Raw genomic sequence first — 25,103 nt, 5'->3', positions numbered from 1 at the left:
AGGCCGGGCGCCGGCCTGGCACGATGCCGTCCGCCCGCCGGGCACAGGACCGGCGCGAGGCGCACAATCGCGTACATGGCAGGTTCCGATCACTCCCCGACCATCGCGACCGACACCTCCGACCACCCGGCCGGCACCGGTGCGAGCGGCCTCATCGCGGACGCGCTCGCCGGCGTCCACGAGGCGTTCCGCGGTCTCGACGAGGGCACGGTCGCGACCTACATCCCCGAGCTCGCGACGGCCGACCGCTCGTTGTTCGGCGTCGCCCTGGCCGGGGTCACGGGCAGCATCTACACCGCGGGCGACGCCGACGTCCCCTTCACCATCCAGTCCCTGTCGAAGCCTTTCGTGTTCGCCCTGGCGCTCATGGACCGGGGGCTGCCCGAGGTGCTCGCGCACGTCGGCGCCGAGCCCAGCGGCGAGGGCTTCAGCTCGATCCGCCTCGACCCCGTCACGGGGCGGCCACCGAACCCCATGGTCAACGCGGGCGCGATCGTCACGACGTCGCTCGTGCGCGGGGACACCGAGGAGGAGCGGTTCGCGCGCATCCTGCGCGTGCTCGGCGCGTTCGCGGGGCGCCCGCTCGAGGTCGACGGCCGGGTCTACGTGAGCGAGTCGGAGACGGGCGACCGCAACCGCGCGATCGCCTACCTCATGCACAGCACGGGGGCCCTGACCGCGGACGTCGAGGGCACGCTCGACACGTACTTCCGCCAGTGCTCGGTCCTCGTCAGCGCGCGCGACCTCGCCCGCATGTCGGCGACGCTCGCGAACGGCGGCGTCAACCCGGTCACGGGCGAGCGCGTGGTCGACGAGGTCGTGACCGAGTGGGTGCTCGCGGTCATGGCGACGAGCGGCATGTACGACTACGCGGGCGAGTGGCTCCTGCGCGCGGGGCTGCCCGCCAAGAGCGGCGTCTCGGGCGGGCTGGTGTCGGTGGGCGTGGGCCAGTTCGGCCTGGGCCTGTTCAGCCCGCCGCTCGACGCGCGCGGCAACAGCGTGCGCTCGGTCGCGGCGGCGCAGGAGATCTCCCGGCAGTTCGACCTGCACCTCATGCACCGCCCGGACCGCGACGTGCCCACGCTCTACCGCTCGACACGGGCGGACCGCCTGCGCCACCTCGCGCACCGCACGCCCGCCCAGCTCCTGCGGCTGCGGGAGCTGGGCGCGGCCATCTCGGTGCGCGCGGTCCAGGGCACGGTCGAGTTCGCGGCCGCAGAGACGATCCTGCGCTCGGTCGACGACCTGCCCTCCCCGCTGCCGGGCGGCGAACGGTGGCTCATCCTCGACCTGCACCGCACGTCCCGCGTGGTCACGCTCGGTGCGCAGCTCCTGCGCGCCCTCGTGGCACGGTTGCGCGCCCAGGGGGTGCACGTGGTCGTGGTCGACCCGTTCGAGCGTCGCCTGCTCGCGGGCGTCGACCACGAGTTCACGACGTTCGAGAACGCGCAGCGCTGGTGCGAGGACCGCCTCCTGGAGGCGGCCCGAGGCACCTGAGTCGTCAGCCCCGCCGGACGACCGGGTTCGCGAGCACTCCGAGCCCCTCGACCTCGCACTCGACGCGGTCGCCCGCGTCGATGCGCCCGACGCCGGCCGGTGTGCCCGTGAGGATGACGTCACCGGGCAGCAGCGTGAACGCCTCGGAGATGTAGGACACCAGGTACGGGACGTCGAAGATCATGTCGCGCGTGCGACCGTCCTGACGGGTCTCGCCGTTGACGCGCGAGGTCACCGCGAGGTCGTCGACGTCGAGGTCGGTGTCGATCCACGGGCCCAGCGGGCACGCGGAGTCGAAGCCCTTGGCGCGGGCCCACTGGCCGTCGGTGCGCTGGGCGTCACGGGCGGTCACGTCGTTGGCCACGGTGTACCCGAGGATGTAGGACGCCGCGTCCTCGGGACGCACGTCCTTCGCGATGCGCCCGATCACGACCGCGAGCTCGGCCTCGTAGCTGACCTCCTCGGTGAAGTCGGGCAGCACGATGGGGTCGTCCGGGCCCACGACCGAGGTGTTGGGCTTGAAGAAGATGAGCGGCGTCGTCGGCACGTCGTTGCCCATCTCGGCCGCGTGGGCCGCGTAGTTGCGGCCGACCGCGACGACCTTGGAGCGCGGGATCACGGGCGCGAGGAGGCGGACGCCGTCCCCGAGCTCGATGCGCTCGCCCGTCGGCAGGACGGGCATGTAGAGGGGGTCGCCGTTGAGGACGGCGAGGTAGGTCTTGCCCGCCTCCTCCTGCACGAGGGCGTAGCGGGGGTCTTCTCCGGTGGTGAATCTGGCGATGCGCACGGGCCCAGCCTACCGACGCGCGAGGCCGCGGCCCCCTGGGCGGGGGTCGCGGCCTCGTCGCGAGTCGTGCCGGGCTGACGTGCAGCCCGACGGCGGCGCTACGCCCGGGCGAGCACCTCGCCGTTGAGGACGGCGAACCATCCGGCGGGCTCCTCGGCCCAGCGCAGCCACTCCTGCGCGAGCTGTTCGAGGGCGACGTCGTCCGCGAGCGCCGACTCCTTGGCCTGGACGGCGAAGTTGGACGCGATGCAGCGTTCGGCCCAAAGCCCGCCCCACCAGGCACGGTCGGCGGGGGTCGAGTAGCACCAGACCCCGGCCGAGGGCACGATCTGGGCGGGGTCGAAGCCCGCTTCCTGGACCCAGGCGAGGAGGCGACGACCGGCGTCGGCCTGGTAGCCGTAGGCGTGCGTGACCTCGTGGTAGAGCTCGTTCCACTCGGTGAGGCCCGCGGACTCGGGGTACCAGGTCATGGCGGCGTAGTCGGCGTCGCGCACGGCGACGATGCCGCCGGGCTTGGCGACGCGCTTCATCTCGCGCAGCGCGGCGAGCGGGTCGGACAGGTGCTGGAGGAGCTGGTGCGCGAACACGACGTCGAACGTGTCGTCGGCGAAGGGCAGCTCGTAGGCGTTGGCCTGCTGGAACGAGACGTTGCTCAGCCCGGAGCCGGCGGCGAGCTCGCGCGCGCTCTCGAGGACGGCGGCCGAGGCGTCGACGCCGATCACTGTGCCGCCGGGCACGTGGCGGGCCAGGTCGACCGTGAGGGTCGCGGGCCCGCAGCCGACGTCGAGGACCTGGTGGTCGCTGCGAAGGTGGGGCAGGAGGAAGCCCGCGGAGTTCTCCGCGGTGCGCCAGCGGTGCGAGCGCAGGACGGACTCGTGGTGGCCGTGGGTGTACGACTCGGACTCCATGCTGGGTGTGCTGCCCAGGGCCCCGGTGGGGGCGTCGGGCGCATGGGCGTCGGGCGTGGCGTCGGCGGTGACGTCCTGGTCCGGCGTGGGGGTGTGGGTCATGCTTGCACGGTAGAACGCTTCCACCCTTCCCACAGCCCTGTTCTCACATCATGGGCGGGGAAGGGTCGGGGTGCGGCCCGGCGCGTCGCGCGCGCCGCGCGGCCGGGGCGGGCGACCACCCGGGAGAATCGCTGCGTGACCACTGTCCCGGCCGCCGCTGCCCGCCCTGCCCACGCGACGTCGTCGGGCGGGTTCTGGCGTCGGCACGCCGCCCTGCTGCTGCCTGCGGGCGAGCGGGTACCCGGCGTCGACCTGGCCCGGGGGCTCGCGATCCTCGGCATGTTCGCCGCGCACGTCGGCGTGACGTCGGACGACTTCTCGACGGGCGACGGCTGGCTCTCGCTCGTGCACGGCCGGTCCTCGATCCTGTTCGCGGTGATCGCGGGGGTCTCGCTCGCGCTCGTCTCGGGGCGCCGCGCTCCCCTGTCGGGCCTCCCGGCGCTCCAGGCACGCACGCGCATCCTGGTGCGGGCCGTGCTGCTGCTCGCCCTCGCGGGCCTGCTCGACCTTCTCGGCACCCCGGTCGCGCTGATCCTGGGCTTCTACGCGGCGTACTTCGTGCTCGCGCTGCCGTTCCTGCGGTGGGCTCCGCGGCGGCTGTTCGGCCTCGCGCTCGTGATCGCGGTCGTGGGTCCGGTCCTCGTGCAGTGGCTGCCCGAGGTCCTGCTGCGGGCCGAGCTCACGCTGCCCGTGGACGGGTCGGGGGCGCTCACGGACTTCCTGCTCACGGGGCACTACCCGGCGCTCGTGTGGATGGCGTACGTGCTCGTGGGGCTCGGGGTGGGGCGGCTCGACCTGTCGTCGCAGCGTCTCCAGGTGCGGCTCCTGGGCGGCGGCGCGGCCGCTGCGCTGGGTGCGTACCTGCTGTCCGCGCTGTTCACGGGCACGACGCTGCCCCAGGTCCTCGCGGGGTCGGGGCGGGCCGCGCTCATCCAGCAGTCGGCCGTGGACGCCTCGGGCCTGTACCAGCCCGAGCCGCTGCCGTGGACGGCCCCGCTACCGACGTCGGACTACCTGTGGCTCGCCGGGCCGCACACCGACACGACGCTCGAGGTGCTGGGCTCGGGCGGGTTCGCGCTCGCGGTCCTGGGCCTTTGTCTGCTGCTCGGCAGCCGCCGCCCGGTCCTGCGCGTCCTCGCCCCGCTCGCGGCCGTGGGGTCCATGGCGCTGACCGTCTACTGCCTGCAGATCGTCGCGATCCGGGTCTGGGAGGAGCCGCTCATGGCGGGCACGGGGAACGGCGAGCTGCTGGTGCTCGTCGTGGCGAGCCTGGTGCTCGCGACGGTGTGGCGGTGGTCGTTCGGGCGCGGCCCGCTCGAGAGGTTCATGGGCTGGGTCGCGGGGCGAGCGGCGTCGGTCTCCTCGGGCGTCGCGCCGGACGGCGCGTCGCCCACCCGGCGAGACGTCGTCCCGACGGCGCCGCCCACCTCCAGCGGGGACGTACAGTCGGGCGCATGACGACTTCTTCACCCGACGCCCCTGCCCGCCCCGAGGTCCGTCGCCTGGGTTCGTCCGGACTCGCGGTGTCCGCGATCGGCCTGGGCTGCAACAACCTGGGGCGCCCGCGCACCGCGACCGAGTCCCTCGAGGGTTCCCGCGCGCTGGTCGACGCAGCGCTCGACGCGGGCATCACGTTCTTCGACGTCGCGGACGTCTACGGTGCGCAGCCCGGCCTGAGCGAGGAGCTGCTGGGCAAGGCGCTGGGCTCGCGCCGCGACGACGTCGTGGTCGCCACGAAGTTCGGCATGCCCATGCACGGCGCGAACGGCGAGGACTTCCGGGCGCGCGGCTCGCGGCGGTACGTCGTCAAGGCGGTCGAGGCGTCGCTGCGGCGCCTCGGGACGGACTGGATCGACCTCTACCAGTTCCACACCCCGGACAGGCGCACGCCGGTCGAGGAGACGCTGTCCGCGCTCGACGACCTGGTCCGCGCGGGCAAGGTCCGCTACGTGGGGCACTCGAACCGCGCGGGCTGGCAGATCGCCGACGCCGAGTACCAGGCGCGCCTGACCGGTACCGTCCGGTTCGTGTCGGCGCAGAACCAGTACAACCTGATCGACCGCGAGGCCGAGCTCGAGGTCCTGCCCGCGGCGAAGGCCTACGGGCTGGGCGTGCTGCCGTTCTTCCCGCTCGCGAACGGCCTCCTGACGGGCAAGTACGCGGACGGCACGGGGCCCGACGACGGCCGCCTGGTCCACTCCAAGCCGCACCTGCTGGAGTCCGCGCCCTGGCAGGCACTGAAGGCGCTCCACACGTTCGCGCGCGAGCGCGGCGTGACCGAGGTCGAGGTCGCGTTCGGGTGGCTGCTGGCCCAGCCGCAGGTGTCGAGCGTCATCGCCGGCGCCACCCGGCCCGAGCAGGTCCGCCAGAACGCCGCGGCGGGCTCCTGGGTCCCGACGGCCGAGGACCTCGCCGCGCTCGACGCGATCTTCCCGCCGGCGCGCAAGGTCGCACCGTTCTAGCCCACCGCCGCGGAGCCTGGGGGCGTCGGTAGGCTGGGCCCATGGGAGAGAACCCACGACCGGTCGTCCTGGGAGTCGTTCGTGGGCAGCCCGAGGAGGTCCTGCGCACCGCGTCCGGGCTCGCGGCGCGCCTCGGCGCCGAGCTGATCTGCGCGACGGTGAACCCCGCACGGTTCGTGGTCTCGGAGAGCGCCGACGGTCACGTGACGTCCGCACCGATCGACCCGGACTTCCACGACGCGCACGACGACGAGCTCGACCCGGAGCTCGCCGAGCGTCTCGCGTCGGCCCTGGACGCGGTCGGCGTCCGTTGGAGCACCCGGCTGCTCGCCGGGGACCCGGCGGACGCTCTGGCCCGGCTCGCACGGACGGTCGACGCGGAGCTGATCGTCGTGGGGACCCACGGGCCGGGCCGCGGGGTCCACGACCTCTTCAACCGGTCCGTGGCGATCCATCTCGCGCACCGCCAGCACCGTCCGGTCGTGGTCGTCCCGGCGGTCCCCCCGGGCACCGAGCCCGTGCCCGCCGGGAGCCCCTCCTGATGCCCGCGCGCGAGCGGCCGAACCACCTGCGCCCGGCCGCGATCGGGCTCGTCGTCGTCGGTGGGGCGCTCGGCGCCGCGGGTCGTGAGGCCGTCGTGCTGGCCGTGCCGGACGTCGACGGGCTGCCCGTCGCGATCCTGCTGGTCAACGTCGTCGGTGCCTTCGTCCTCGGCCTCCTCTACGAGTCCCTCACCCGCCGCTCCACCGGCGAGCCGCGCGCCGGGCGGCTGAGGCTTCTTCTCGGGACGGGGTTATGCGGCGGGTTCACGACGTACAGCACCCTGGCGACCGGCACGGCGCTGCTCGTCGACGCCGCGCGCACCGACGTCGCGATGATCTACGTCGCCGCCACGCTGGTCGTCGGGACCGTGGCGACGGTGCTCGGGATCGTCGCGGGCTCGAGGCTCCCGGCGTCCGACCGTCCCGTCGACGGGGGCGTGCGCCGGTGACGCTCGCCCTCTTCCTCGTCGTCGCCGTCGCCGGTGGCCTGGGTGCCGGGACGCGCTTCGTCCTCGACGGCGTCGTGCGCTCGAAGGTCCGCACGGCCTTCCCGTGGCCGACGACGATCATCAACCTGTCCGGCTCGCTCGCGCTGGGCGTCCTCACGGGCCTGGTCGTGGCCAGGCTCGCACCGACCGACGTGGCCGCGGTGATCGGCACGGGCTTCCTGGGCGGCTACACGACGTTCAGCACCGCGAGCTACGAGACCGTCCAGCTGGTCCGCCAGAAGCGGTACGGCACGGCGTTCGCGTACTCGATCGGGGTGCTCGTGGCGTGCGTCGCGCTGGCGTTCGCGGGGTACCGCTGGGGGTCGTCCCTCTGAGCGTCGGTCATCGCCCGCTCCGGAGCGGGCGATGACAGCACCCACGGCGAGGCGTAGCGTCGGGAGCATGGCCACGTGGGAGGACGTCGGGCGGATCGCGGCGGTGCTGCCGGACACCGCCGAGCACCGCCCGCACGAGTGGGCCGTGCACGGACGGAACTTCGCCTGGGAACGTCCGCTGCGCCGTCGGGACCTGGACGAGCTGGGCGACCTGGCACCGGACACCCCGCCCCTCGGGTTCTACGTCGCCGACGAGGGCGAGAAGCTCGCGCTCGTGGGTGACGAGCCGAGCACCTTCTTCACCACCGCCCACTTCGCGGGCTACCCGATCGTGCTCGCGCGGCTCGACCGCGTCGCAGTCCCCGAGCTCGAGGAGCTCCTCGAGGACGCGTGGCTCGCGCGGGCGCCCCAGCGCCTCGCGCAGGCGTTCCTCGACGCGACCGAGTAGGGACGTCGCCGCCTAGGAGGCCAACCGCTCCCGCACGTCCTGGCGGACGCGACGATCGTTCTCGGGCTGCGTGACCTCGGCCCAGACCGCGTCGAGCGAGAGGCCGAGAACGTCTGCGATCGCGGCGACGGTCGGGAAAGCAGGGGTGGCGACCCTGCCCGTCTCGATCTTCCGGAGGGTCTCGGGCGAGACGCGCGCAGCGAGTGCGACCTCGAGCATCGAGCGATCCCCTCTGGCCCGGCGCAGGAGCGCGCCGAGGCGCTGTCCGCGCTCGACCTCGGCGGGAGTGAGCGGCAACCTGACCATGGATCCGATTGTAGTACCGGGATAACATGGCCGGTATAGTTATTGGAAACGCGAGGAAGACACCACATGATCGAGATACTGAACCCCACCGAGCTGACCCGAGCACGAGAGACGGGAGCCCTGGTCGCTCGTGTCCTGCACACGCTCAAGGACCGCAGCACCGTCGGGACGAACCTCCTGGACGTCGACCGGTGGGCGAAGGAGCTGATCGTCGAGGCCGGCGCACTGTCCTGCTACGTCGACTACGCGCCGTCGTTCGGGCGCGGGCCGTTCGGCCACCACATCTGCACGGCCGTCAACGACGCCGTGCTGCACGGACGGCCGCACGACTACGCCCTTGCTGACGGCGACCTGCTGACGCTCGACCTCGCCGTCTCCCTGGGAGGCGTCGCGGCGGACGCCGCCATCAGCTTCGTCGTGGGTGACGCGCGGCCCCCGGAGAGCGTCGCCATGATCGAGGTGACCGAACGCGCCCTGGCGGCGGGCATCGCAGCCGCTCGACCCGGCGCCCGGGTCGGCGACCTCTCCCACGCCATCGGCACGGTCCTCGGCGACGCCGGATACCCGATCAACACCGAGTTCGGGGGGCACGGCATCGGCTCGACCATGCACCAGGACCCCCACGTCTCGAACACGGGACGCCCGGGCCGGGGATACAGGCTGCGCCCCGGGCTGCTGCTCGCCCTGGAACCCTGGGTCATGCAGGACACCGCCGAGCTCGTCACCGATGCCGACGGATGGACGCTCCGGAGCGCGACGGGCTGCCGGACGGCGCACAGCGAGCACACGATCGCGATCACGGACGACGGGGCCGAGATCCTCACCCTGCCGAGGCCCTCGTGAGGTCGCCGGTGCACGCAGGCCGGCCCGCCTGACTCGACGGCCGCCGCCTCGTCTCGTCCGGCCCGCGCGGTCGTTCCGGCCTACGCTCGGCTCATGACGTTCGCCGAGGTGATCGAGGTCGTCGGCAAGGTGGTCGACGCGGCGGGGGTCGCCGCGATCGTGGTCGGCGCCCTGTACGCGGCGTTCCTGTCCCTGACCCGACGCCGGGAGGGCAACGTCTACCGCCTGTTCCGGCGGCGGCTCGGCCGCTCGATCCTCCTCGGGCTCGAGCTCCTGGTCGCTGCCGACATCATCCGTACCGTCGCGATCACGCCGACGCTCGAGAGCGTCGCGGTGCTCGCCGCGATCGTCCTCATCCGGACGTTCCTCAGCTTCTCGCTCGAGCTCGAGATCACGGGTCGGTGGCCCTGGCAGCAGTCCCCCGAGCAGGACCCCGCGCCGGCCGGGGACGCCGCGGCGGAGCCCACGCGCCCGTAGGCTCCGCCGGTGGCGGGCGTCAGCTCGTCGTCGAGAAGATCACGGCGTCGTACTCCCACGCCCCCACGTTGACCTCCATCGTCAGGTCGGCGGGATCCGTGACCCCGAAGACCACGGGGAACGTCACGGACTGCCCCGGGAGGACGGACGTGCTGGGGGTGCTGCTGATCTCCTGCGCCGCGTCGAAGACCTGGGACCCCTCCGCGCCGCCCGAGGAGACCGAGACGTAGGCGAACGTCGGGTCGAACGTCTCCGCGGTGCCGTTCGTCAGGGTGACGTCGAGGCGCACGAACTGCGTGAAGCCCTCGTCACCGGCAGCCGTATCGCTGGGCGTGAAGGCAGCCGGGGCGCTCACGCCGACCTCGAGACCGTCCTCGTAGACCGCGATGTCACCGAAGGCGAGGGCCGGCGACGGGGCGCCCGCCGCGCCGTCCCCGGCGCCCTGGGAGTCCGAGCCGGTCCCGTCCGCGGGGATCTCGCCGACGGCGGGCTCCTCGGGGGCCGAGCTCGAGATGCTCGTCGACCCGAGGCTCGAGGAGAGCTCCTCGAGCGCAGCGACGAGGAAGATCTGGGAGACGACGACACCGATCCCTGCGACCACCGAGATGATGATCGCGGCGATCGACATGCCCTTGCCGTTGCCGAGGGTCCCCGCCTTGACGAGCCCGACGATGCCCAGGACGAGCCCGGCGAGCGCCAGGACCGCTGCGAAGAAGTTGACGAACGGGATCAGGCAGAGCACGAGCCCGACGATCGCGAGGACGAGGCCTGTGATCGCCAGCACGTTGGTCTTCCTGGGCGGGACGGCTCCGTAGGGCGGGTAGCCGCCCTGCTCCGGTCCCCAGGCCGCGGGCAGTCCGGGGTATCCGGGCTGCCCGGGGTATCCGGGCTGCTGGTAGGGCGAGGGCTGCGGCGCTCCGGGATGGCCGAGCGACGGCGGGGTCGGCTCTGCGGGTCCGGGAGGGGGGTACGTCATTCGGCTGCTCGTCTTCTGGTCGGGCGCGGCACGGCGTCGCCTGGGTGTGCGGAGAAGGGAGGCGCGCACGCTCGGGGCGCACTCCGGTACAAGTGTTCCATGTGTGGAGATGGCGCGGAGGGGACGTTCGGGTGAAAACGCCGGGGACGCGCACGCGCCCCACGACCGCTCCGCTCCGGCCGACACCTACCCTGGAAGCATGCCCACGCTCCCTGCCCCCCACCGGGCGCGCCCCGCGACGGCGCGCACCGCCGTCGGGCCGGATCCTCTCGCCGACGACGAGTGGCTCCCCCTCGCCGCGGCGCACGCAGAGCGCGCCGACGCACTGACCGCCGGCTGGCGCGAGCGCAAGACCCGTGGAGAGAAGCACGCGGTCGAGGACTTCCTCTTCACCTACTACCCCACGCGCCCCGCCCAGCTGCGGCGGTGGCACCCGGGCGCGGGCGTCGTCCTCGGGCCCGCGGACGCCACCCGGCCCGACGACGTCGCGCCCCTCCTCGCCGAGCGCGCCGCCTGGCGGTGGTACAGGACCGGCCCGGGCGGCGGGGTGACGCTCGACATCGACGCGTTCCTCGCCGACCGGGGCGACACCGTGCGCTACGCCCGCGACCTGCTCGCGGCCACGGCCTCCCGGCCCGCGACGCTCGGGTGCTTCGGGCTGCACGAGTGGGCCATGGTCTACCGCGACCACGCCCAGGGGCGCGACCACCGCCACCCGCTGCCGCTGCGGCTCGGGGCCCGCGGCACCGACGAGGTCGTGGCGACGCACCCCGTGCGCTGCTCGCACTTCGACGCGTTCCGCTTCTTCACCCCGGAAGCCGTGAGCCTCAACCGGCTGCAGCCCACGCGTGAGACGCAGCCCGCGCTCGAGCAGCCCGGCTGCCTGCACGCCAACATGGACCTCTACAAGTGGGCCGTGAAGCTCAGCCCCGCGGTACCGAGCGGGCTCGTGCTCGACGCGTTCGAGCTCGCACGCGACATCCGCTGGGTCGACATGCGGGCCAGCCCTTACGACGTGTCGTCGTACGGCGAGGCCCCCGTCGCGATCGAGACCCCTGCGGGCAAGGCCGAGTACGTGCGGCTCCAGCGCGGGTTCGCAGAGCGCTCGGGCGTGCTGCGCGCGCGGCTGCTCGAGGTCTGCGAGCGCCTGCTGGGCTGATCGGGCCCCGGCCACGAGAAGCTCAGCAGACTGGCAGGATCGGGGCATGTCGCGTCCGCCCCTCGCAGAGATCCCCACTCGTCCCGTTCCTGTGCCGCCCGCCGTCCGCTCGCTCGTCGACTCCGCCGGAGGCGGGGACCTGGTCGCCGTGTGGGAGAACAGTCTTGGCGGCCTCACGTTCCGCTGGGGCGCCGACCGCTACGTCAAGTGGGTCGCGGCCGGGACCCCGGAGATCGACCTGCTCGCCGAGGCCGAGCGGCTGGCGTGGGCGTCGCGGTTCACGGCCGTACCGCGCGTGCTCGACGCCGGGCAGGACGAGTTCGGCGCCTGGCTCGTGACCGAGGCGATCGACGCGGCCTCGGCCGTCGACCCGCGCTGGATCGCCGAACCGGCCACCGCCGCGGCGGCGATCGGCCGCGGGCTGCGCGTCCTGCACGACGCCCTGCCGGTCGAGGACTGCCCGTTCACGTGGAGCGTCGAGCAGCGCGTCGTGCGCGCCGACGAGCGCATCGCCGCCGGCGAGGGCCCGTCCGAGTGGTTCCCCGAGCACTCGCGGCTCACGGTCGCCGAGGCGCGCCCCCTGCTCGACCTCACGCCCCCGATGGACCGGTTGGTCGTCTGCCACGGCGACGCGTGCGCGCCCAACACCCTGCTGTCCGCCGACGGCTCGTTCGCGGCGCACGTCGATCTCGGGTCGCTCGGCGTCGCGGACCGCTGGGCCGACCTGGCCGTGGCCGCGTGGAGCACCGAGTGGAACTACGGGCCGGGCTACGACGGGATCGTGTACGAGGCCTACGGGATCGAGCCGGATCCCGAGCGCATCGCCTACTACCGGCTGCTGTGGGACCTGGGCTGACACTGCTCCCCCGCCCTCGGCCGCGCGACCCGGCAGGGTGCGACCATGGAGCCGTGCCCCCGCTCCCCCTCCGCACGTCCGCGCACGCATCGCTCATCGTGCCGGCCCTGGTCCTCGTCCTCCTGGCCGGGTGCGCCGTCGGCCCTGCCCCGTCGCCCACCCCCGGGGCGAGCGACCGTGAGACGTCGGCCTCGACGAGCGGCCCGGTCGGGCAGGTCGGCGCGGCGCCCGCACCCCCGCCCGCCGGGGCCGGTCTCGACTACCAGCTCGGCGGTGCCTACCCGCCGCCCGACGGCGTCACGGTCGTCGTGCGCGACGTCACCGACTCCCCCGCGGGCGCGGGCTACGACGTCTGCTACGTCAACGGGTTCCAGACCCAGCCCGGCGAGAGCGAGACCTGGCTGCGCGACCACCCCGACCTCGTCCTGCACGACGACGGCGGTACACCTGTCGCCGACCCCGGCTGGCCCGACGAGCTGCTCCTCGACACCTCGACCGACGCAGCGCGCCGCGAGATCGCGCAGGTCGTCGGCGCCCAGGTGGACGCGTGCGCGGACGCGGGCTTCGACGCGGTCGAGCCCGACAACCTGGACTCGTTCACCCGCTCGGACGGCGCGCTCACGAGGGACGACAACCTCGCGCTGGCCGCGCTGCTGATCGAACGCGCCCACGCGCGGGGCCTGGCGATCGGGCAGAAGAACACGGTCGAGCTGGGCGGTCGCGGCCCGGCGCTCGGGTTCGACTTCGTGGTCACCGAGGACTGCGCGGTCCACGACGAGTGCAGCGACTACGCTGCGGCCTACGGGACGCGCGTCCTGGAGATCGAGTACGACGACGGGCCCGCCCTCGCGGAGCGCCTCGCCTCAGCATGCGCTCGCGGGGCGTCGGTCGTGGGCCGCGACCGCGACCTCGCCCGGCCGCGCGACCCGGGCTACGCCTTCGCGTCCTGCTGAACCGGTGCCCACACGTCACCCGGCACGTCGCCGGGCAGGTCCGGGTTCCCGGTCCCCACGAACCGGGCGTCGGTCCCGTCCTTGCGGACCCGCTCGAAGTCCTTGAGCGCACCGAACGCCCACCGGCCGAGCAACGTGATCGCGACGAGGTTCACGAGGGCCATGAGCGCCATCGCGACGTCCGCGACCGCCCACACCGCCTCGAGCTCGATGAGCGACCCAATGCCGATCGCGGCGAGCACGAGCGTGCGCAGCGCCGTGAGCGCCTTGGCACGGATGCCGAGGAACGTCAGGTTGACCTCGGCGTACGAGTAGTTGCCGAGCACCGAGGAGAACGCGAAGACGAACACGAGGATCGTCATGGGCCACACGGTCCACGACCCGAGCTGGGCCGCGACGGCCTCCTGCGTGAGCGAGGCGCCGGCCGCGTCGGTCGTCGTCCCCGGGTCGAAGACCTCGGGACCGGCCATGAGGATGATGAAGGCCGTCGCCGAGCAGACCACGATCGTGTCGACGAACACCCCGAGCGACTGGATGAGCCCCTGCTTGGCGGGGTGCGAGACCGTCGCGGTCGCGGCGGCGTTCGGGGCGCTGCCCATGCCCGCCTCGTTCGAGAACAGTCCGCGCTTGACCCCGTTGAGCAGCGCCGCGAGGATGCCGCCTGCGGTGCCGGCGACGGCCTGGTCGAGCCCGAACGCGCCCTCGACGATCTGCCGGACCACGCCCGGCACGGCGCCGAGGTTCATGAGGATGATGGTCGCCGCGAGCAGGACGTAGACGCCGGCCATGACCGGCAGCACGATCCCCGCGACCTTCGCGACGCGCTTGACGCCGCCGAACAGCACGGGGGCCGCGAGGATCATGAGGAGCACCGCGGTCCAGCCGGGCGAGACCGCGTGGCCGTTGTCGAGCGCCTCGCTGATCGTGTTGGCCTGCACCATGTTGAACGCGAACCCGAACGCGAAGATCAGCAGGATCGCGAACACGATGCCCCACCGGCGCGAGCCCAGGCCGCGCTGGATGTAGTAGGCGGGGCCGCCGCGGTAGGAGCCGTCGTCGGCGCGGACCTTGAAGATCTGGCCGAGCGTCGCCTCGACGAACGCCGTGGCCATCCCGATGAGCGCGACGCACCACATCCAGAAGATGGCCCCCGGGCCGCCGAGCGTCAGCGCGATCGCGACGCCCGCGATGTTGCCCGTCCCCACGCGGGACGCGAGCCCCACGCAGAAGGCCTGGAACGACGAGATGCCACCCTCGGCCGAGCCGGTCGAGCCGCCCACGAGCCGGAACATGAGCCCGAACAGCCGCACCTGGACGGCGCGCGTGCGGACCGTGAAGTAGATGCCTGCGCCGATGAGGACGTAGATCAGGACGTACGAGTACAGGGCGTTGCTCAACGGGTCGATCAGCGCCTCTTGCAAGACGTCCATGCTTCATTCCTCCAGCCCGACGGCGGGGCAGCCGTCCGGAGGGACGCTAACCTCTCGCGGTGGTCGTTGTCGCGACGGCCTCTCAGCGGGGCTGGGAGTGCGCGCGCTCCCCGCGCTGTGCCTTCTCGGCCGTCTCGGCGATCCGGGTCGCTCGCGTCTGCGGCCGCCGGGCCTCCGCGATCCAGCCGAGGATCAGTCGCCGCACGCCCGGCGGGAAGCCGTCCCAGCACTCACGAGCGGGCGGTGCGGCGGCGAATGCCGAGGCCAGGTCGTCGGGGACGACGAGCGCCTCGGCGTCGTCGTACCTCGTCCACGAGCCGTCCGCCCTTGCGGCGTCGACGACCGCGCGACCCGCGTCGGTCATCCTGCCGTCGGCCTCGGCGCGGGCGACCCTCTCCTTGCTCAGGCGTGTCCAGCGGCTCCCCGGCCGCCGCCGTGTGAGCCACATCATGGAGCGCTCGTCGTCGATCGTCTGCACCGTCCCGTCGATCCACCCGAAGCTCAGCGCCTCCTCGATGAGCGCGTCGTAGTCGATCGGGTCACGGCCGCTCGCCCGCCGCCACTGCACGACCCAGACCCCCGGCACCTCGTCGTCGTGGTGCTCGGCGAGCCACGCACGCCACTCTGCCGCGGTCTCGGGGTGGAAGCGGGGCGCGTCCGCGCGCCGGTCGGTCACCATGCGCACACACTTCCACGGGCAGCCGCGGGCGCGCGCGGCGAGGGCACGGGAGGCCCGCGATCCCCCGGGGGACAAGGCCTCTGCGACAATGGCCACGATGAGCACCACGACCCCCACCACCCGTCCCGAGCCCGGCCTGGTCCGTCACCTGCCGGCACCGGACGGCTCGGGCACCCCGGACCCTGACGCCCTCTACGAAGGGTTCACCGAGTGGGCCACCGAGACGGGGATCGACCTCTACGCCCACCAGGACGAGGCCGTCATCGAGATCTTCTCGGGCGCGCACGTCATCCTCGCCACGCCCACGGGCTCGGGGAAGTCGCTCGTGGCGGTCGGCGCGCACTACGCGGCCCTCGCCGCGCACCACGCGGGAGTCCCCGGCCGCAGCTACTACACGGCCCCGCTCAAGGCGCTCGTGAGCGAGAAGTTCTTCGCGCTCGTCGCGGTGTTCGGGTCCGCGAACGTCGGCATGATGACGGGCGACTCGTCGGTCAACCCGACAGCTCCCATCATCTGCTGCACCGCGGAGATCCTCGCGAACATCGCGCTGCGCGACGGTGCGGACGCGGACGTCGCGCAGGTCGTCATGGACGAGTTCCACTACTACGCGGACCCGCAGCGCGGCTGGGCGTGGCAGGTCCCGCTGCTCGAGCTGCCGCAGGCGCAGTTCGTGCTGATGTCCGCGACGCTGGGCGACACCTCGACGTTCACCGAGGACCTCGAGTCCCGCACGGGACGTCCCGTCGCGGAGGTCACGAGCGCCGAGCGCCCCGTGCCGCTGACGTTCAGCTACGTCGTCGAGCCGCTGGGCGAGGTCATCGAGGAGCTCGTCACGACGCACCGGGCGCCGGTGTACGTCGTGCACTTCACGCAGAAGGACGCGGTCGACCGCGCCCAGGCCCTGCTGAGCATCAACGTCGCGAGCCGTTCGGAGAAGGACGCGATCGCGGCCGAGCTGGGCGACTTCCGCTTCACCTCGGGGTTCGGCAGGACGCTCAGCAAGTTCCTGCGCCACGGCGTCGGCGTGCACCACGCGGGCATGCTGCCCAAGTACCGTCGCGTGGTCGAGCGCCTGACCCAGGCCGGGCTGCTCAAGGTCGTGTGCGGCACCGACACCCTGGGCGTGGGCATCAACGTCCCCATCCGCACGGTCCTCATGACGAGCCTCGTGAAGTTCGACGGCGAGCGCATGCGTCACCTCACGGCGCGCGAGTTCCACCAGATCGCGGGCCGCGCGGGCCGGGCCGGCTACGACACGCTCGGCGAGGTCCTCGTCATGGCCCCCGAGCACGTGATCGAGAACCGCAAGCTGCTGGCCAAGGCCGGGGACGACCCCAAGAAGCTCAAGAAGATCGTCCGCAAGAAGGCCCCTGCCGGTGCGGTCAACTGGACCGACGCGACGTTCGAGCGCCTGCGCGACGCCGACCCCGAGGCCCTGACCAGCCACTTCACTGTCAACCACGCCATGGTGCTCAACGTGCTCGCGCGGGGTGACAAGGGCGAGGACCCGGTGCGAGCCATGAAGCACCTGCTCACGGCGAACCACGACACCGACGCCCAGCGCGAGCGCCACGTGCGCCAGGTGTTCCGCATCTACCGCTCGTTGCGCGTCGCGGGCATCGTCGAGCGCGTGCGCGTGCCCGACCCGACGTACCCGAGCGGGCAGCGCCCCACCGTGCGCCTCACGGTCGACCTGCCGCGCGAGTTCGCGCTCAACCAGCCGTTGTCGCCCTTCGCGCTCGCGGCGCTCGACCTGCTCGACGTCGAGTCCCCCACGCACGCGCTCGACGTCGTCTCGGTTTTGGAGGCGACGCTGTCCGACCCGCGCCAGGTGCTCGTCGCGCAGCAGCACCGGGCCCGCGGCGAGGCCGTCGCGGCCATGAAGGCCGAGGGGTACGAGTACGAGGAACGCATGGCGCTGCTCGAGACCATCACGTGGCCCAAGCCGCTCGCGGACCTGCTCGAGCCCGCGTTCGTGACGTACAAGCACTCGAACCCGTGGGTCTCGGACGCCGAGCTCTCGCCCAAGTCGGTCGTGCGCGACATGGTCGAGCGGGCCATGACGTTCGCCGAGTTCGTCTCGGTGTACGGCCTGGACCGCACCGAGGGTGTCGTGCTGCGCTACCTCGCCGACGCGTACCGCTCGATGCGCCAGACCGTCTCCGAGGAGCACCGCACCGAGGAGGTCCAGGACATCACGGAGTGGCTGGGCGAGCTGGTGCGCGGCACCGACTCGTCGCTGCTCGACGAGTGGGAGCGGCTGGCCAACCCCGTCGACGACGACGCGGACGGCGAGATCGGCGACGGCCCGCTGTCCGGAACGGGGGCCGAGGCCCCCGCCCGTCCCGTCACGGGCAACCCGCGCTCGTTCCGCGTCCTGGTCCGCAACGCCCTGTTCCGCCGGGTCGAGCTCGCGGCGCGGGAGAACTACGACGCGCTCGAGGCCCTCGACAAGGCGAGCGGCTGGGACGGCGACGCGTGGGCCGACGCCCTCGACCCGATGTTCGAGCTGCACGGCAACGACGCGATCGGCGTGGACGCAGCGGCCCGGTCGTCAGCCCTCGTGCAGATCGTCGAGAACGGCGTGCGGCCCGACGGCGAGCGCGTCGAGCCGGGCACGTGGTTCGTCCGCCAGGTGCTCGACGACCCGGCCGGCGACCACGACTGGGCGATCAGCGCCGTCGTCGACCTCGCGGCGAGCGACGAGGCCGGCGCCGTGGTACTGAGCGTCGTGGCGGTCGGGACGATCTGACGCGGCCTACCGGAGCACGTCGTCGGCCGGGCGGCGGGGCGTGCGGGGAGACGTCGGGCTGTAGCCCAGCCGCATGACCATCTGCGGGACGCCCGCGTCGAGCGCCGTGACGAGCTCGGCGCGCGTGGCGGGGTTCTCGAGGACGGTGGTCGCGAACGAGGCGTGCACGAAGTAGGTCGTCGCGGTCAGCAGGACACGTTCGAGCGCCTGGCCGGCCACGAGCCAGTCGCGCACGGTGTCACCCGGGGTCGTGAGGACGGCGAGCGTCGAGCGGTGCTCGAACGCCGCCCGGTCGCTCGTGGTGTCCCCGCCGAAGTGGCGCACGGGCGCCAGGGCGTCGTCGCTCGCGGGGCCGAGCGCAGAGACGGGGATCCCGTCGGGGCGGTCGGGATCGTTCGTGATCCAGCGCGCCTGCTCGACGCGACCGGTGTGGTCCCGCCCGGCCTCCTCCTCGGCCCGCCGGACGAGGTCCAGCAGGACGGTCCGCTCGGGGGCCTGCGGTGCGAGGCTCACGAGGCGCGCACCCTCCGAGGCCGCCGCCTCGTCCAGGTCGTCGACGACGTCGGCGTCGAGCGGCTGATCCTCGAACGGCACGCGGGACGTCGAGCGCCGTTCGATCGCGACCGCGAGGTCGAGCTCGTCGGCGTCGGGCAGGACGCCCGGCACCAGGTCGACGCGCGCGACGAGCGCAGGATCGCCGTCGTCCGGGACGAGCGAGAGCACCGGACGGAAGGACTCGCGGCGGGCCGCGATGCGCAGGTTCGCGAGGAACGCTCCGCAGCTGACGAACATCTCCCGGCCCGCGGGGTCGGCGTGGGTCAGGCGGCGCGAGTCGTCGGCGCGCACGTCGAGCGTCGTGCCGTGCACGTGGACGGACCACGGCTGGGTGTTGTGCACGCTGGGAGCGCGGGACGCGGCCGCGAGGATCCGTTCGATTCTGGGGTCGTCGATGCTCATGTGCGTTCTCCCTGCTTCCGATGCGCCCCTGACGCATCCCCTGCCGGCGGTCACCTCTGCCACTCCGAGCGTCCCAGGAGGTGCCCGGGTCGGCCAGTGCCAAAGGTCCCGGCGGGGCCGAGGTGCAGGTCACAGGCCTGGGCGACCAGAAGGCGAGACCCGTCGTGGCGCGCTTCGGCCCGCCACGACACGCCTGCTCCACCGTCCTACGGTGGCCTCATGAGCACACCGGGACCGCAGTCGACTCCGCACGAGGGCGAGCAGCACCGGAGCGAGGGGACGGGCGCGCGGCTCAACCGCCTCCGGGCCGGGGTGCTCGGCGCGAACGACGGCATCGTGTCGACCGCGGGCGTCGTCGTGGGCGTCGCCGCGACCAGCACGTCGATCCTGGTCATCGCGACGGCGGGGGCCGCAGCGCTGCTCGCGGGCGCCCTGTCGATGGCCGCGGGCGAGTACGTCTCGGTGAGCACGCAGCGCGACACCGAGGAGGCGATGCTCGCCAAGGAGCGCCAGGAGCTCGCGACCATGCCCGACGAGGAGCTCGCCGAGCTCGCAGGGATCTACCGGGCCAAGGGGCTCACGCCCGAGCTCGCGCACGAGGTCGCGGTCCAGCTCACGGCGAACGACCCCCTCGCGGCCCACGCCGACGCCGAGCTGGGCATCGACCCCGACGACCTGACGTCGCCGTGGGAGGCCGCGGTCGCCTCGATCGTGTCGTTCACGGTCGGTGGTCTGCTGCCCCTGGCGGCGATCCTGCTGGCGCCCACCGCGGCCCGGATCCCCGTGACGTTCGTCGCGGTGGTCCTGGCGCTGGTCCTCACCGGCTGGGGCAGCGCACGGCTGGGGCAGGCGCCGACCCGGCGCGCGACGATCCGCACGGTCCTGGGCGGTGCGATCGCCATGGCGGTCACGTACGGGATCGGGTCGCTCGTCGACGTGAACGTCTAGCCGGGGGCCGGCTTCGCGGCTCAGCGCATGAAGGGCCCGAAGATGGAGGCCACCATCGACGCCGCACGGTCGGCGTCCCCGTCAGCGATCGCCTCGACCAGCTCGTGGTGGTGGCGGTGCGCCGCGTCCTCGTCCTCGCGCTCCTCGTCGCGCATGTGGACGGCGAAGACGTCGAGCATGCTCGAGTAGAGCTGCAGGTAGAGCGGGTTGTGCGTCGCCGCCACGATCGCGCGGTGCAGCGCGAGGTCTGCGTCGGCCCGGAAGTCGCGATCACCGGTCGACCAGATCGCCTCCCGTCGGTCGCGCAGCTCGCGCAGCTGCTCGACGTCGGCGTCCGAGCGACTCGATGCGGCAAGCGATGCTGCCGTGCTGTCCAACGCGCGGCGCAGCTCCAGGTAGTGCCGACGGCTGCCCCCCGCGAGCTGGCGCTCGAGGGTGCCCGTGAGCTCCGAGCTGGAGATGACGAAGGTGCCGCGGCCCTGCTCACGGCGCAGCAGGCCGCCGTGCACGAGCGACTGGATCGCTTCGCGGACCGTGTTCCGGCCGACCCCGAACTCCGACACCAGATCGGCCTCGGTCGGGATCCGCTCGCCGACCGGCCAGCGGCCGGAGACCACCTCCGCACGGAAGCGTTCGACGGCCTGGTCGATCAGGCCTGCTCGACGCACGGGCCGACCTGTGTCAGACTCACCAGAATTCATCCCATGATCCCATCATTCGCCGACCTCATCGTGGAGTTTAGCGTGACGACACTCTCTCCAGCACGCCTCCCGGTACGCCGCGGACGGCTGATCCTGTGGGCTGGCCTGGCCATCGCCCTCACCGCGGTCAACCTTCGGACGGCCGTGACCGGAATCACCCCGCTCCTCGAGATCATCGGGGCGGACCTCGGGTTCGGAGTGGCGGTCGCAGGCCTGCTCGGGACCGTGCCCGCGGCGTCGTTCGGCATCTTCGGGTTCCTCGCCCCCGTGGTGACGAGGCGGTTCGGGCTGGAGCGCACGGCCACGGCGGCACTGGGACTGACCGCGCTCTCGCTCCTGGGCCGCGCGTTCTCCGGGACGCCCGTCGCGCTCGTGCTGTCGACCGCGCTGGCCCTCGCCGGGATCGGCGCCGCGAACGTCGTGATCGTCCCCCTGGTGAAGGCCTGGTTCGCGGACCGGCTCGCCCTGTGGACCTCGCTCTACCTGATCCTGATGCAGACGGGCCAGTTCGTCGCCCCGCTGCTGGCCGTCCCGGTGGCGGAAGCGACGACCTGGCGGCTCTCGGTCGGGATCTGGGCGGGCCCGGCCGCACTGGCTGCCGTGGTCTGGCTCGTCCTGGCAACCAGGCTGCCCGCCGGTCATCACAGCCCCACCGCCCCGGCGACGACCGGTGCGAGACCGAGGATCAGCCGGTCCTCGACCGTCTGGGGTCTGGTCGTCCTGTTCGCGATGATGGCGCTGTCCAACTACGGGATCATCACCTGGGTGCCGGCCGTGCTCTCCGACGCAGGTGGGAGCCCGACCCTGGGCGGCTCCATGGTCGCCCTGTACTCGGCGTGGGGCATGGTCGCCGCCCTGGTGGTCCCCCACGTGGCCACGCGCATGACGAACCCCTTCGTCGTGGTCGTCGCGTGCTCGGTCGTCCTGATCGCCGGATACCTGGGCCTGATCCTGTCCCCGTTGGACGGCACGCTGCTCTGGGTGTGCGCGCTGGGCATCGGGGTGAGCACGTTCCCGCTCTGCATGACCCTGATCAACCGTCGGACCAGGACCCCGGAGTCCGCCTCGGCGGTGTCCGGGTTCGTCCAGGGGATCGGCTACAGCCTGGCGTGCTTCGGCCCGCTCGGCCTGGGCCTCCTCCGCGAGGCGACCGGCTCATGGTCGGTCCCGCTCCTCGCGCTCGCGGCGACCGCCGTCCCCGGCGTGGTCGCCGGCTGGTTCGCGTGCCGACCGCGTTTCGTGGAGGACGCTGCGACCCCGCCGGACGTCGCCTCCGCGCCTTCGCAGCCCCCGGGCACGCGCACCTAGGGGCACAATCGTCCTGTGGCCAAGAAGCAGAAGTCGCCCCACGCCGGCACGCCCGCGCTCGTCGCGCTCGAGAAGGCCGGGGTGCCGCACACCGTGCACCCCTACGAGCACGACCCGTCCTCCGACCTGAGCTATGGGCTCGAGGCCGCCGCGGCGATCGGCATCCCGGCCGAGCAGGTGTTCAAGACCCTGGTCGCCTCGGTCGACGGGACGCTCGTCGTGGGCGTCGTGCCCGTGGACCGCAAGCTTGACCTCAAGGCCCTCGCGCACGCGGCGGGCGGCAAGAAGGCGGCGATGGCCGAACAGGCCGCGGCCGAGCGCGCTACCGGGTACGTGGTGGGCGGCATCTCGCCGCTCGGCCAACGTCAGCGGCTGCGCACCGTGGTCGACGAGTCGGCCCTCGGGTTCGACGCGGTGTACGTCTCGGGCGGGAGGCGCGGGCTCGACGTGGGGCTGGCGCCCGCCGACCTGGTGTCCCTCACGGGCGCGGTGACGGCGCCGATCTCGCGGGACTGACGGTTCCTGCGACGACTCCACGACCGCTACCGGGGCAGCGGGTAACACTGTCTCAGCATGCGCGACGGGCCTTCCGGTCCGTGGACCGCGTTCCTAGAGTGGCGAGCGTGCCCGCCGGTACCGACCGCACCACCCTCGGACACCCCGCCAGCCCTGCCAGCCCCGCCAGTCCATGAGCCATCAGGAGGACGCCATGTCCGCTCCCCTCGACACGACCGAGAAGATCGCCGCCTACGCCCACCCCGACCGCCTGGTCTCCACCGACTGGCTCGCCGAGCACCTGCACGACGAGGACGTGGTCGTCGTCGAGTCCGACGAGGACGTGCTGCTCTACGAGACGGGTCACATCCCGGGCGCGGTCAAGGTCGACTGGCACACCGACCTCAACGACCCCGACCTGCGCGACTACCTCGACGGCAAGGGCTTCGCCCAGCTCCTGGGCTCCAAGGGCATCTCGCGCGACACCACGGTCGTCCTGTACGGCGACAAGAACAACTGGTGGGCCGCATACTCGGCGTGGGTCTTCACGCTGTTCGGCCACGAGGACGTCCGTCTCCTCGACGGCGGTCGTGGCAAGTGGATCGCCGAGGGCCGCGAGACCACGACCGACGTCCCCACGCCCGAGCCCGTCGAGTACCCGGTGGTCGAGCGCGACGACGAGACGATCCGCGCCTTCAAGGAGGACGTGCTCGCGCACCTGGGCAACGGCCCGCTCGTCGACATCCGTTCGCCCCAGGAGTTCACGGGCGAGCGCCTGCACATCCCGGACTACCCCGAGGAGGGCGTGCTGCGCGGGGGCCACATCCCCACGGCGCGCAACGTCCCGTGGGCGACCGCGGTCGCAGCCGACGGCACGTACAAGTCGCGCGAGGAGCTCGAGGCGATCTACCAGGAGGGCGGCCTGGGCCTGTCGACCGACGACGACGTCATCACGTACTGCCGCATCGGCGAGCGGTCGAGCCACACGTGGTTCGCGCTGACGTACCTGCTGGGCTTCGACAAGGTCCGCAACTACGACGGCTCGTGGACCGAGTGGGGCAACGCGGTCCGCGTCCCGATCGTCAAGGGAGCCGAGCCGGGCGAGGTCTCCGCGCGCCTCTGACGTCCGCCGTCTCCCGCGGATGCCCGACGGCGGTGGGCCGGGTCACGTACCCGGCCCACCGCCGTCGGGCCTCCGTCGTGTCACCACGGCGCCGCGGGCGCGGACGTGCGCCGGCTCAGACCCTGCGCACGACCGGCGGCACCCAGCGGCCGTCGAGCGCCTCGGGGAGCGGTGCGTAGAGCCGCATCGTCACGCCCAGCGGGCCTCGCGGCGCGGGGAGCCAGTTCGCCTCGCGGTCCGCGCGCGGGCTCTCGTGCTGCAGGTACAGGTCGAGCGACCCGTCCTCCCCGTACTGCAGGTCGTCGCGGTCGCCGATCGCGAACCGGTCGAGGGCGTTCGCCACCTGGTAGCCCTCGGCGTCGTACATCGTGACCGACCAGAAGGCCGCCGCGGGCGGGAGCTGGTCGGCGTCGAAGTGCAGCACGTAGTCGTGGTCCCCGTTCAGGGCCTGACCGTCCGCGTCGGTCGCGAGGAGCGGGTAGATCGCGTCCTCGACCGGGTTGGCTCCCAGCCCGACGAGCGTGACGACGGCCCGCTTGAGGTAGAAGTTCCCGTAGACGCCCATGGTGTCGCGGTAGAGCATCCAGCCGTTCGCCACGGTCCCGAGCGTCGCGCGCGACGTGTCCAGCAGCGCGCGGGCGCTCTCCGCCCCGGCCTCGATCTCCGCGATCTCGGCGTCGTCGAACTGCCCGGCGTCGAAGTCCTCGCCCGGGACGATGCCCAGCGCACCGATGCGGGCGAGCACCGAGAAGTCGGTCAGGTGCGGCGGGTTCGTGTCGAGGAGCCTGGTCGCGTACGTGAAGAAGTCGACCGCGCTGAGGGAGTCCACCAGGTGCAGCGGCTCGGTCCGCGTGTCCGCGGTCGGGTCGATCGTGAACGGCGGCCGCTCCCCCAGCTCCTGCACCGACAGGCCGTCCTGCACCGCGTGGACCGCCGGGTAGTCCGCGACGCCGTTGGTCTGGATGCGCCCGATGACCCACACCTGCGGGGTGGGCGCGACGATCAGCGCGACGTCCTCCGGGAGGTCGTCGTAGAACTCCGTGAGGTCGCCCTCGTAGTCCGGTCCGACGATCAGGTAGTCCCCCGCGCCTGTCCCCGTGGTCCGCTTGCCGATCGTCGCGAAGACCTCGGTCCACATGTCCAGCAGGGGCAGCATGTAGTAGCGGTCGTCGGTGTCGGGGACGTGGAGCAGCACGGGGCCGTCGGTCAGGTCGAGCCACAGGTTCGCGTACAGCGTGTCGAAGTTGGGGCGGACCACGGCCCGGAAGTCCGCGGGCGGGAACTCCCGCAGGTGGTGGAACACGTTGGGCGGCCCGAACCCGGGGCGGACGCCGGCCGCCACGTTCGTGGCCTGGCGCCGGCTGAGGTCCATGGTCACGAGCGGGTACAGGTAGACGTACGCCTCGTGGCTCAGCGTGCGCAGGTCGTTCGACAGGGTTCCCATGACGCTCCGTCCGTCCGCGCCGTGCGTCGGCGCACTCGTGGCTCAACGTATCGACGGGGAGCAGGCGGTGCGCGTCGAGCGCGCCGTGCCGGGCCCGGGCCGGCGCCGCGGCCGGCGCCCGGGCGCT

General features: G+C 72.8%; 26 protein-coding genes. 17 read left to right on the top strand and 9 right to left on the bottom strand.

From position 1 onward, the window contains the following. Window positions 1-75 precede the first annotated feature (75 nt). Window positions 76-1,497 (top strand): glutaminase A, encoded by a 1,422-nt coding sequence (gene glsA / locus WFH32_RS00885; RefSeq protein ID WP_336705937.1) that lies wholly within the window; start codon window positions 76-78, stop codon window positions 1,495-1,497. A 4-nt stretch (window positions 1,498-1,501) separates the two neighbouring features. On the opposite strand, the gene WFH32_RS00880 is transcribed toward glsA, so the two are convergent. Together WFH32_RS00880 and WFH32_RS00875 are read right to left on the bottom strand one after the other, a co-directional pair. Next, the gene (locus WFH32_RS00880) at window positions 1,502-2,284 is read right to left on the bottom strand and encodes a fumarylacetoacetate hydrolase family protein (RefSeq protein WP_030150808.1); all 783 of its coding nucleotides are present in this window, start codon (window positions 2,282-2,284) and stop codon (window positions 1,502-1,504) included. A 98-nt stretch (window positions 2,285-2,382) separates the two neighbouring features. Continuing rightward, window positions 2,383-3,192: a methyltransferase domain-containing protein gene (locus WFH32_RS00875; RefSeq protein WP_225228420.1), complete on the bottom strand. Its 810-nt coding sequence runs from the start codon at window positions 3,190-3,192 to the stop codon at window positions 2,383-2,385. A 237-nt stretch (window positions 3,193-3,429) separates the two neighbouring features. Here WFH32_RS00875 and WFH32_RS00870 point away from each other — a divergent pair, with 237 nt between their 5' ends. The 6 genes from WFH32_RS00870 to WFH32_RS00845 all read left to right on the top strand — a co-directional run bounded on the left by WFH32_RS00870 (window position 3,430) and on the right by WFH32_RS00845 (window position 7,569). Continuing rightward, window positions 3,430-4,752 (top strand): heparan-alpha-glucosaminide N-acetyltransferase domain-containing protein, encoded by a 1,323-nt coding sequence (locus WFH32_RS00870; RefSeq protein WP_336705936.1) that lies wholly within the window; start codon window positions 3,430-3,432, stop codon window positions 4,750-4,752. Beyond that, the gene (locus tag WFH32_RS00865; protein WP_191797770.1) at window positions 4,749-5,756 is read left to right on the top strand and encodes an aldo/keto reductase; all 1,008 of its coding nucleotides are present in this window, start codon (window positions 4,749-4,751) and stop codon (window positions 5,754-5,756) included. Before WFH32_RS00870 ends, WFH32_RS00865 begins: the two co-directional genes overlap by 4 nt. A 41-nt stretch (window positions 5,757-5,797) precedes the next feature. Next, window positions 5,798-6,298: a universal stress protein gene (locus tag WFH32_RS00860; RefSeq protein ID WP_336705935.1), complete on the top strand. Its 501-nt coding sequence runs from the start codon at window positions 5,798-5,800 to the stop codon at window positions 6,296-6,298. Then, window positions 6,298-6,747 carry a fluoride efflux transporter FluC gene (locus WFH32_RS00855; protein WP_336705934.1) on the top strand — a complete coding sequence of 150 codons (450 nt, stop codon included), beginning with the start codon at window positions 6,298-6,300 and terminating at the stop codon, window positions 6,745-6,747. Before WFH32_RS00860 ends, WFH32_RS00855 begins: the two co-directional genes overlap by 1 nt. Beyond that, complete coding sequence (gene crcB, locus WFH32_RS00850) at window positions 6,744-7,121, top strand: fluoride efflux transporter CrcB (RefSeq protein ID WP_336705933.1); 378 nt, start codon at window positions 6,744-6,746, stop codon at window positions 7,119-7,121. Before WFH32_RS00855 ends, crcB begins: the two co-directional genes overlap by 4 nt. Before the next feature lie 67 nt (window positions 7,122-7,188). Then, window positions 7,189-7,569, top strand: coding sequence for an MmcQ/YjbR family DNA-binding protein (locus tag WFH32_RS00845; protein WP_191797778.1), 381 nt, complete (start codon window positions 7,189-7,191; stop codon window positions 7,567-7,569). A gap of 12 nt (window positions 7,570-7,581) precedes the next feature. Here WFH32_RS00845 and WFH32_RS00840 read toward each other — a convergent pair whose 3' ends face one another. Then, entirely contained in the window at window positions 7,582-7,875 is a 294-nt protein-coding gene (locus tag WFH32_RS00840) for a helix-turn-helix domain-containing protein (protein ID WP_336705932.1), read from the bottom strand. A gap of 66 nt (window positions 7,876-7,941) precedes the next feature. On the opposite strand from WFH32_RS00840, the gene map reads away from it, so the two are divergent. Together map and WFH32_RS00830 are read left to right on the top strand one after the other, a co-directional pair. After that, window positions 7,942-8,718, top strand: a complete 777-nt coding sequence (map, locus tag WFH32_RS00835) for a type I methionyl aminopeptidase (RefSeq protein WP_336705931.1) — start codon at window positions 7,942-7,944, stop codon at window positions 8,716-8,718. Between the two features lie 93 nt (window positions 8,719-8,811). Beyond that, window positions 8,812-9,195, top strand: coding sequence for a DUF1622 domain-containing protein (locus WFH32_RS00830; RefSeq protein WP_191797784.1), 384 nt, complete (start codon window positions 8,812-8,814; stop codon window positions 9,193-9,195). Between the two features lie 19 nt (window positions 9,196-9,214). On the opposite strand, the gene WFH32_RS00825 is transcribed toward WFH32_RS00830, so the two are convergent. After that, window positions 9,215-10,171 carry a DUF4190 domain-containing protein gene (locus tag WFH32_RS00825; RefSeq protein ID WP_336705930.1) on the bottom strand — a complete coding sequence of 319 codons (957 nt, stop codon included), beginning with the start codon at window positions 10,169-10,171 and terminating at the stop codon, window positions 9,215-9,217. A gap of 199 nt (window positions 10,172-10,370) precedes the next feature. On the opposite strand from WFH32_RS00825, the gene WFH32_RS00820 reads away from it, so the two are divergent. Genes WFH32_RS00820 through WFH32_RS00810 form a run of 3 tightly spaced genes read left to right on the top strand, consistent with a single transcriptional unit; the run spans window position 10,371 to window position 13,139 of the window. Beyond that, a complete protein-coding gene (locus WFH32_RS00820) occupies window positions 10,371-11,330 on the top strand; it encodes a 3-methyladenine DNA glycosylase (protein WP_336705929.1) in 960 nt (319 codons plus the stop codon). 46 nt (window positions 11,331-11,376) lie between these two features. Then, complete coding sequence (locus WFH32_RS00815; RefSeq protein WP_336705928.1) at window positions 11,377-12,186, top strand: aminoglycoside 3'-phosphotransferase; 810 nt, start codon at window positions 11,377-11,379, stop codon at window positions 12,184-12,186. Window positions 12,187-12,239: 53 nt separating this feature from the next. Beyond that, entirely contained in the window at window positions 12,240-13,139 is a 900-nt protein-coding gene (locus tag WFH32_RS00810; protein ID WP_336705927.1) for an endo alpha-1,4 polygalactosaminidase, read from the top strand. On the opposite strand, the gene WFH32_RS00805 is transcribed toward WFH32_RS00810, so the two are convergent. After that, window positions 13,118-14,569: an alanine/glycine:cation symporter family protein gene (locus tag WFH32_RS00805; protein ID WP_191797790.1), complete on the bottom strand. Its 1,452-nt coding sequence runs from the start codon at window positions 14,567-14,569 to the stop codon at window positions 13,118-13,120. The two genes, WFH32_RS00810 and WFH32_RS00805, sit on opposite strands and share 22 nt — an antisense overlap. Before the next feature lie 82 nt (window positions 14,570-14,651). Then, a complete protein-coding gene (locus WFH32_RS00800) occupies window positions 14,652-15,248 on the bottom strand; it encodes a YdeI/OmpD-associated family protein (RefSeq protein WP_191797792.1) in 597 nt (198 codons plus the stop codon). Between the two features lie 97 nt (window positions 15,249-15,345). Between WFH32_RS00800 and WFH32_RS00795 the strand changes: the two genes are divergently transcribed. Then, window positions 15,346-18,000, top strand: a complete 2,655-nt coding sequence (locus WFH32_RS00795) for a DEAD/DEAH box helicase (protein WP_336705926.1) — start codon at window positions 15,346-15,348, stop codon at window positions 17,998-18,000. A 6-nt stretch (window positions 18,001-18,006) separates the two neighbouring features. Here WFH32_RS00795 and WFH32_RS00790 read toward each other — a convergent pair whose 3' ends face one another. Continuing rightward, the gene (locus tag WFH32_RS00790) at window positions 18,007-18,957 is read right to left on the bottom strand and encodes an Acg family FMN-binding oxidoreductase (RefSeq protein WP_336705925.1); all 951 of its coding nucleotides are present in this window, start codon (window positions 18,955-18,957) and stop codon (window positions 18,007-18,009) included. Between the two features lie 219 nt (window positions 18,958-19,176). Between WFH32_RS00790 and WFH32_RS00785 the strand changes: the two genes are divergently transcribed. After that, window positions 19,177-19,905 carry a VIT1/CCC1 transporter family protein gene (locus WFH32_RS00785; RefSeq protein WP_191797798.1) on the top strand — a complete coding sequence of 243 codons (729 nt, stop codon included), beginning with the start codon at window positions 19,177-19,179 and terminating at the stop codon, window positions 19,903-19,905. Window positions 19,906-19,925: 20 nt separating this feature from the next. On the opposite strand, the gene WFH32_RS00780 is transcribed toward WFH32_RS00785, so the two are convergent. After that, window positions 19,926-20,573, bottom strand: coding sequence for a FadR/GntR family transcriptional regulator (locus tag WFH32_RS00780; protein WP_336705924.1), 648 nt, complete (start codon window positions 20,571-20,573; stop codon window positions 19,926-19,928). 36 nt (window positions 20,574-20,609) lie between these two features. Here WFH32_RS00780 and WFH32_RS00775 point away from each other — a divergent pair, with 36 nt between their 5' ends. The 3 genes from WFH32_RS00775 (at window position 20,610) to WFH32_RS00765 (ending at window position 23,532) form a co-directional block, all read left to right on the top strand. Beyond that, window positions 20,610-21,914, top strand: a complete 1,305-nt coding sequence (locus WFH32_RS00775; RefSeq protein ID WP_191797803.1) for an MFS transporter — start codon at window positions 20,610-20,612, stop codon at window positions 21,912-21,914. Between the two features lie 15 nt (window positions 21,915-21,929). Continuing rightward, a complete protein-coding gene (ybaK, locus tag WFH32_RS00770; protein ID WP_191797805.1) occupies window positions 21,930-22,430 on the top strand; it encodes a Cys-tRNA(Pro) deacylase in 501 nt (166 codons plus the stop codon). A 193-nt stretch (window positions 22,431-22,623) separates the two neighbouring features. Continuing rightward, on the top strand, window positions 22,624-23,532 hold the full coding sequence (locus WFH32_RS00765) for a sulfurtransferase (RefSeq protein ID WP_336705923.1): 909 nt from the start codon (window positions 22,624-22,626) through the stop codon (window positions 23,530-23,532). Between the two features lie 115 nt (window positions 23,533-23,647). On the opposite strand, the gene WFH32_RS00760 is transcribed toward WFH32_RS00765, so the two are convergent. Then, entirely contained in the window at window positions 23,648-24,976 is a 1,329-nt protein-coding gene (locus WFH32_RS00760) for a DUF1254 domain-containing protein (protein WP_191797809.1), read from the bottom strand. Window positions 24,977-25,103: the final 127 nt, after the last annotated feature.

The sequence above is a fragment of the Oerskovia sp. USHLN155 genome (genome assembly GCF_037145535.1).
Classification (GTDB): domain Bacteria; phylum Actinomycetota; class Actinomycetes; order Actinomycetales; family Cellulomonadaceae; genus Oerskovia; species Oerskovia rustica.
This window is presented reverse-complemented; position numbering and strand designations above follow the sequence as displayed.